The organism is Propionivibrio sp. (genome assembly GCF_041441355.1).
Classification (GTDB): Bacteria; Pseudomonadota; Gammaproteobacteria; order Burkholderiales; family Rhodocyclaceae; genus Propionivibrio.
The window spans coordinates 221654-229765 of sequence record NZ_JASDTF010000004.1; the positions used below are offsets into that span (position 1 = coordinate 221654).

Annotated in this window: 3 protein-coding genes; 2 read left to right on the top strand and 1 reads right to left on the bottom strand. The window is 65.9% G+C overall.

Annotated elements, in window-relative coordinates; genetic code table 11:
- Window positions 1-197 precede the first annotated feature (197 nt).
- Complete coding sequence (locus QMB55_RS01790; RefSeq protein ID WP_497586940.1) at window positions 198-5645, top strand: glycosyltransferase; 5448 nt, start codon at window positions 198-200, stop codon at window positions 5643-5645.
- Window positions 5626-6747: an FkbM family methyltransferase gene (locus QMB55_RS01795; protein WP_497586941.1), complete on the top strand. Its 1122-nt coding sequence runs from the start codon at window positions 5626-5628 to the stop codon at window positions 6745-6747. The genes QMB55_RS01790 and QMB55_RS01795 overlap by 20 nt, the downstream gene beginning before the upstream one ends.
- Before the next feature lie 115 nt (window positions 6748-6862).
- Here the strand turns inward: QMB55_RS01795 and QMB55_RS01800 are convergent, their stop codons facing one another.
- Window positions 6863-8029: a Gfo/Idh/MocA family protein gene (locus QMB55_RS01800; RefSeq protein WP_497586942.1), complete on the bottom strand. Its 1167-nt coding sequence runs from the start codon at window positions 8027-8029 to the stop codon at window positions 6863-6865.
- Window positions 8030-8112: the final 83 nt, after the last annotated feature.

Below are 8112 nucleotides of genomic sequence, written 5' to 3' on the forward strand. Positions count from 1 at the left end.
CAGCCGTCGCCGGTCCCTTCGACGTGAAGGCCGCGGAAGCCCTCTGTGCCACTATCACCGCTTTCGACACATCCGTCTCGCCCCCTCTCGACCTTCTCATCGATGCAAGCCTTCTGAGCCTTAGGCAAAGACGCTCGCACGATGCCAATCAACTGATCGAAGATGCAGCAAGACAACTCAGCACAGAGACAGAGGCCTTGCGCCTGCTAGCAAGGCTGTTCGCCAACAAGGCCATCGAACAAGCAGCTCTCTTTCTCGAGCGCCTACGCCCACGCCTGAAGCACCCCAACCGCCTCGATCGTGCCTTTGCGTACTACCGCCGGCAGTGCTACCGCGACCTGCTTTCTCATCGTCCGGCCAAAAATGCTGCCGCGCTCGCTGCGCAATGCGACGATCTCAATGCTCTGGCATTGCGACTTGGCGATCCAGCGGCCCCTTTTGTTGTCCGCCAGCTGCTACGCAGCGCGGAATGCGGCGCCTCCGTGCCCGTTCCCGGCATCGCCTCCGCGCCGCTACTGCCAGCGGGACCGTGGGGCGTCGCCACCGACGGCACACCGACACCCCCGCTCGTTTTTTCACAGCGCGCGGCATCTGGCGACTTCATCCTCATCGACGACGTCACGCTTACCGGTCGTCGCTCGCTGCTGCAACGCTCCAACGTCGTTATCGATGACACCCTGCCGCGTCACGACGACCCCGCCGAGTTCGACCCATTCGGCACCGAACAGGTTTACCACGATCTACTTTACCGCTATGTCCGTTTTGCTGACGACGACCACAGAGCCATCGTGGCCGAGCAACACCCGCGGCGACGACTGGCGCGCGGCATTCTGTTCTGCGGCCCCTATCAGGCCAGCTACTATCACTGGCTGGTCGAATACCTGAGCAAACTCCCGGCAATCCATCGTCTACCGCCCAAGTACGACGACTGGCCGCTCCTTGTCTGCCAGGAGGCCTGCACCCACCCCAGCCTCGTCGCCGCCTTCGAGCAGGCGCTGGCGCCGCATCCACGCCCAATCGAACTAATCGGCAAAGACGAATGCGTCGAGGTCGCGCAACTCCTCGTTCCGCCTCACACGGCCTGGCTCAAAACGGGGCTGACCCGCGTACATATCGATGCCCACGATATCCTTCTAGCGCCCGCCGCACTGCGCGAACTCAGCACCTTCCTTGCTCTGCCCGGCCGGCCGTCGCGCCGTTTTTTCCTCGCCCGGCGCAAGAACGATCGCTTGACTAACCAGGACGAAATGTCGCGCCTGTTCGCAGCCCACGGGTTTGAAACGCTGTACCCCGAAGACCTCGATTTTTCCACCGCGCGCGAACTTTTTCGCGACACGGACCTCCTCGCAGGCCCACCCGGCTCGGCTTTCGCCAACCTGCTGCTCTGTCCCCCCGGCACCACAGCCATCGTCCTGATGCCCGACATCGGTCCGCAAGCCGCTGTATTCTCCTCGCTGGCCAGCGCGCTCGGCCAGCGCCTCATCAACCTGTGTGGGCCGACGGACGACCCAGACAATTTCCACAGCCGCTTTTGTGCCGATCCCGAGGCGGCGCAGCGCCTGCTCACCCACCTCGACGCCATGCCACGTACCGCCCCCCCACCGTTCCCCGTCGCCGACACGCGCACCACGCTTTGCACCGCCCCGGGTGTACCGCTCGTTTCCATCCTCATTCCCGCCTACAAGCCGCGCTGGTTCGAACGCGCCTTGCGTTCGGCATTAGCGCAGGACTACCAGAATCTCGAGATTCTGGTCTTCGACAACTGCCCAAACGAAGACATCCGTGACATCTGCGCACGCTACCCGCTCGTCACCTACTACCGAAACCCCAACATGGGGCCCCAAAACAGTCTCGACATCGCCAGCGCCTCCCGCGGCCGCTACGTCAAGCACCTCTTCGACGACGATCTGCTCGAACCCGATTGCGTCAGCGCACTGGTCGAAGCCATCGAGCGTGCGCCCGGCACCCTGCTCGCCTTCGGCGCCAGCTGGACGATTGACGAGAACGACCAGCGCACCGGCCTGCGCCAGGAAATCGAGACGCCGGAGACGGTACACCTCTACGACGGCAACGCGTTGTGCCGCGCCTTCGCCACGACCTGCGCCAACATGATCGGAGAATTCACCTCCGTGCTCATGGACGGTCATTGGTTGCGGGAGGACGTGCTTCGCCTGCGCCGCGCCGAAGCCTTGAACCGCGAACTGTTCGGTCTCTGCGACGTGATCTGCTTCATGAACGCCGCCGCCGACCGACCAGTCGCCTTCGTGAACCGTCCGCTCACCTCCTTCCGCATCAACAGCGAGTCGAACAGCAATCCCGAGCGCAACCCGGCCTTCATCGAAGCCATCACCGACTGGCGCGAGATCATCGCCGAAGCCGAAGCCCGCGGCCTGCTCACGCCGGACGAACGCGGCATTGCGCGCAACAGTTACAACCTGCGCGCCACCGGCATGGGGCAGACCTTCGCCGGTTTATGCGCCGGGATCGCGCCAACGCTTTTTGCGCCGGACGAATTACCGGCCCACGCCGTGGTTGAAGCCTGTCTCGTGCTCATTCACGCCGGGCGCAGCGACGAAGCGGCGCCGCGCCTCATCGCCCTGGCCGAAGCGCAGAGCGCGCACCCCGGTGTTTTCGCCATGCTCGCCGAATTGGCCCTCGGCAGCGGCGAGCTGGCCGTCGCCGCGCGCTTTAGCGAACGCTCCGTCAGCCTACAGGCCTATCCACTCTCCGCCTGTGCGGCGCACCTTGCCCTCCTTGAAAAGCACGGCCTGCACGAGGTGGCAACGGCGTTCCGTGCCGATGCCTTGCGTCGTCACCCTGAGGCGCCCGATTTAATCTCGCCGACGCCGAAGGCCGAGCCTGCCGACGATCGTTTCGCCCCACCGCTGCCCCCCTGCCCCATGACGGCAGCACCGTCCGAAGCCGGCCTGCCCGCGCCCTACCAGCGCTGGCAGGTCCGCCGCACCCAGGGCGGACTGCAGGCCGACGACTACCAGCGCCGTGTCGCCTGCCTCTGGAAACGACGGCCATTGTTCGAAATCGTGCTCGTCGTTGGCACGGGTGAGAAAACGCTGCTCGCCGACAGCATCGACGCCCTCGCCGCGCAGTACTACGATGGCTGGCGACTGTCGATCTTCGCCCCCTTCTCCTCGCCGGACGCCGAATTCCTGGCCCCCGACAGTCCGGTTCGCTGGTTCGCGCTCACTCGCCCGGAGGATCCGGAAGCGCTCGCAACAGCGATCGACTGCCGCCTCGCCGAAAGCCGCGCCGACTGGATCTCTTTCCTGGCCTGCGGCACCCGCTTGGCCCCCGAAGCCCTGCTCTGCATCGGTGACTACCTCGCCCTGCATCCCGATTGGCGCCTCATTTACAGCGACGAAGACACGCTCGCCGCCGACGGAACGGGCGAAGCGCCGCAGTTCAAGCCCGATTTCAACCTCGAACTTCTGCGCGCCACCGATTACCTCGGCGGCGTTTTCGTCGAGCGCGCCGCCCTGTGCGCCGCCGGCGGCTACGCCCGCTGCCCGGGCGGCGAAACCTACGACCTCGCCCTGCGCCTCGTCGATCACGCTGGCGAGGCGGCCATCGGCCACATCCCGGAAGTCCTTCAACGCCGTCCCGTTTCCGCCCGGACCAGCGCCGAGGACGACGCAGCACGGCAGGCGCTCGCCGCCCACTTCGCCCGTCGCGGCATCGACGCCGAGATTCTGCCCGGGCTCATCGACGGGCAAAGCCGACGCCCGGTGTACCGCCACACCACGCGCCCCCTCGTTTCGATCATCGTGCCGACGCGCAACCGGCTCGACCTGCTTGCGCCCTGTGTCGAATCCCTGTTCGCCAACACGGCCTATCCGAATTGGGAACTGATCATCGTCGACAACGGAAACCCAGAACCCGCCACGACGCATTACTTTGCCGAATTGCGCGCAGCACAGCCGCAGCGGGTGCGCATCATGGCGCAACCGGGCGACTTCGATTTCGCCCGGCTGAACAACCACGCCGCCGAGCTGGCGCACGGCGACTACCTGCTGCTGCTCAACGACGACACGCAGTGCATCCACGACGACTGGCTCGACGCACTGCTCGCGCACGCACAACGCCCCGAGGTCGGCATCGTCGGCGCACGGCTGCTCTTTCCGGACTCGCTCAAAGTGCAGCATGCGGGCGTTGTTCTCGGCATGAGCGGCAGCGCCGGCCATGTCTTCTCCAACCTTGACCACGACGCGCCGGCTTACCTTGGCCGCGCCCAGCTCGATCAGGAATATTCCGCGGTCACCGGCGCCTGCCTGCTGATCCGACGCCAACTCTACCGGGAGCTGGACGGCCTCGACGGCGCCACGTTCAAAATCAGCTACAACGACATCGACCTTTGCCTCAAGGTACGCCAGCGCGGACTAAAGATCATCTACACCCCGCACGCCACCTTGCTCCATCACGGGTCGGCGAGCCAAAAGGGGACGCCGCTCACGTCCGAAAAAAGCGCGCTTTTCCAGCAGGAGACCGCCGCCTTCCTCACCCGCTGGCGGCACTGGCTTCAAGCCGACCCGGCTTGGAGCCGCCACCTGAGCCTGAGCGACTCCCTGCCGACGCTGGAGAGTGAAATCGTCCCGGCGTGGAACTCCGATTTTCAGGACCGACCGCGTATCCTGACCATGCCTTCGCCGAGTCCCGGCGCGGCCGAATACCGCAACCTCGCGCCCTTGCGCGCCCTGCATGCAGCCGGCCGGGTGCACTACGCGGCAACCTGCCAGCCCTGCGCCGGATTCGAACGCGCGCCAACGCCCGTTGAACTGGCACGTGCCGCACCCGACACCCTGCTCATCCACGCTGCAGTGGACGACCTGCGCGGGCGGGCGCTCCAGCAATACCGGCGCGTCAATCCCGAAGTGCTGCGCATCTTCTCGCTCGACGACCTGATCACCGACCTCCCGCGCGACAACCCGAGCGCCGCGCACCTCCCGCCAGCGCTCATCGGCGAACGCCTGCGCCTCGGCCTCGCCGCGAGCGACCGCCTGATCGTCAGCACCCAACCCTTACTCGACGCCTACCGCCACTGGATCGACGACATCCGTCTCCTGCCCAACCGCCTTTCGACCGACCTCTGGGGCGGCGTTCGCGCGCGCCGCCGCCACGGCGCCAAAGCGCGCGTCGGCTGGGCAGGTGCGCAACAGCACGCGGGCGACCTGCGCTTCCTGCTCGACGTCGTGCGTGCCACGCACACCGAGGTCGACTGGATTTTCCTCGGCATGTTGCCCGAAGGCACCGAGGCCTACGTCACCGAATACCACCCCTACGTCACCCTACTCGCCGAATACCCGGCCAAGCTAGCCAGCCTCGACCTCGACCTGGCCATCGCGCCGCTCGAGGTCCACCCATTCAACGAGGCCAAGAGCAACCTGCGCCTGCTCGAATACGGCTATCTCGGCTGGCCGGTGATCTGCACCGACATTCTGCCTTACCAGACCGACGATCCGCCGGTGCTGCGCCTGCCCAACGACCCAGCACGCTGGATCGCCGCGATCCGCGAACGCGTCGCAGAACGCGACGCGCTGGCCTGCAGCGGCGACGCCCTGCAGGCCTGGGTCCACCGTCATTACCTGCTGGAGTCGTACCTCGATGAATGGTATGCCGCCCTCACCCGCTGACCCGCGCGACCTTCTGCTCGTCGATCCGGACGCTGCGGCCTGGGCCGGCGCAGCCCGCGCCTTCTGTGCCGAATTCGCTGCCGCGTCGCCAACACGACGCTACGTTCTCGGGCGCAACGTCTATGCCCGGGCGCTGTCCGAACACTTCCAACTGGCGGGCTTCATCGACGAATACACGCACGAAACCGAATGGCTCGGCCGCCCCGTCGTCCGGCTGGCCGACGTGCCGAAGAATGCACTCGTCATTTCCTCCGCCGGCGGCCAGCCGCTCACTGCGGCGCGCCACCTAGAGACGCATGGCGCCGTCCATCTCGACTACTTCGCTGTCCAGCGCTGGTCGGGCTGGACCTTGCCGGAGCCGGTATTCAACGAAGGCTTCGCCGCGGAATTCGCCGCGCACGGCGAACGCTACCTGCAGCTCCACGAGCGGCTCGCCGATGCCGAATCGCGCCGTATTCTGCGCCAGCTGCTGAGTTTTCGCGTCACGCAAAACCTGTGCTTTCTCGAAGGTTTCGCGCCGCGCGAGGACGTGCAGTACTTCGAGGATTTCCTCGCCCTCGCCCCGTCGGGAGAATGTTTCATCGACGTCGGCGGTTTCGACGCGCAAACGAGCCTCGAATTCATCCGTCGTTGCCCCAACTACCGCGCCGTGCATGTCTTCGAGCCGGAAGCAGCCAACCGCGTGCGCTGCCACGAACGCCTGGCCGGCCGACCGCGCGTCACGGTGCATGACTGCGGCCTCGCCGACGCGCCCGGCGAGTTACGTTTCACCGCCGCCGGCTCAGGCTCTCGAATTGCTGACGACGGCACGCAGGCGATCCGCGTCATGCGCCTTGACGACCTGGTCGATCACGGCGTCGACGCACCGAGCTTCATCAAGATCGACATCGAAGGCGCCGAAGCCGCCGCGCTCGCCGGCATGCGCCGGACGCTCGTCCGCCACCGTCCGCGCCTTGCCATTTCGGCCTATCACCGGCCGGGCGACTTCTGGCGTCTCGCCGAGGTCGTCCTCGCACTGCGCCCGGACGACGCACTCTACCTGCGCCACTACACTGAGAGCCTGTACGAGACCGTGCTCTTCTGCCTCCCGAAAGACGCTTGAACCATCGCTACACGCGCCGATCCATGCGCCCTGCAAGGAGGCTGGAAGGCGCATGGATCGGCGCTTCCAAGCCAAAGGCACGCAGGCAGCCCCTTCGATCAGCCTCGGCTTCGTTTCAGCCGGGACGCTTCACCGGCACCCAACTGCGCGAAGCAGAGGCGTCGGCGATCGCCTCGAGCAGGGCCATGCCTTCGTGCGCCACCTCGACGCCGAGGACATTGGGCGTTGACGGCAGCGCCGCATGGCCGCGATGTGCACGCAAGGCTTCGGCCACGTCGGCGTAGTAGTTGGCGAAGGCTTCGATGAAGCCGGCCGGATGCCCAGCCTTGAAGCGTGTGTAGCGCGCGGCGTTGGCTTCGACGATCTCGGGGCTGGCCCGGTCGATGATGCAGCGATGGCCAGTGCTGTCCGCAAAGTAAAGCGTTTCGGGCTCCATCTGCAGCCATTCGGCCGACGCCTTTTCGCCATAGACGCGTACGCGCAAACCGTTGCGATAGCCAAGCGCGGTCTTGCCGTACCAGAAATTGCAGACGAGACCGTCACTGTAACGCGCCAAGCATTGCACATTATCGACGATGCCAGCGAAATTTCCGAGCGTGCCACTCACCGCGCTCACTTCGAGCGGGGCCGCGCCGGTCAGGAAGTGAATCAGCGAATGCAAGTGCACGCCGAGGTCGAGCGATACCGTCGGCACGTGCGCGTCGTGCAGGCGCCAGGCCTGCGGCACGATGCGCTGGCCACTCGCGTCGCGCCGCGAAAAGCCTTCCTGCGGCATCTCGACGTGAATCTGGCCGATCCGCCCAAGCCGCCCATCGGCAATCATTCGCCGCAATTCGCGGAACATCGGATAGCCGGTGTAGTTGTAGGTGACGGCGAGGAAGCCCTGGGCGGCCTCGCACGCGGTGCGAATTTCGGCGATCTCGGCACAGGAGGTGGCGAGCGCCTTCTCGCTGATCACCGGCACGCCAGCAGCCAAACAGGGCACGATGTGTTCTCGGTGGCAGTCGGTCGGGGTCAGCACGACGACCGCATCGACTTTGCCGGCTTCGGCGGCAAGCAAGGTTTCCAGGTCGGCGTAGGTACGCGCCTCGGCCACACCGTATTCGCGCGCCGTATCGCGGTTGATGCCAGCATTGCGGCTGAAGCTGCCGGCGGCAACACGGAAGGCACGGTCCAGCTCGATCGCGGCACGGTGGGCGCGCCCGACGGCGGAGTTGATGCCTCCGCCAAGAAAAGCGACTTCGAGCGGAGGCGGCAGGTCGGTGTCGATGCGGATGCTCATGGCAGGTCGTCCGGAGTGTGGATCGTGACGGGCGGTGTCCCGGGAAGTGGTGTAACAGCGTGAGGGAGTGAGGTGTTCGCCGT

What these genes read in the sequence shown, in the direction of transcription:
- QMB55_RS01795 (WP_497586941.1), top strand. Translation starts at nt 5,626, where the DNA reads ATGCCGCCCTCACCCGCTGACCCGCGCGACCTTCTGCTCGTCGATCCG.
- QMB55_RS01800 (WP_497586942.1), bottom strand. Translation starts at nt 8,029, where the DNA reads ATGAGCATCCGCATCGACACCGACCTGCCGCCTCCGCTCGAAGTCGCT.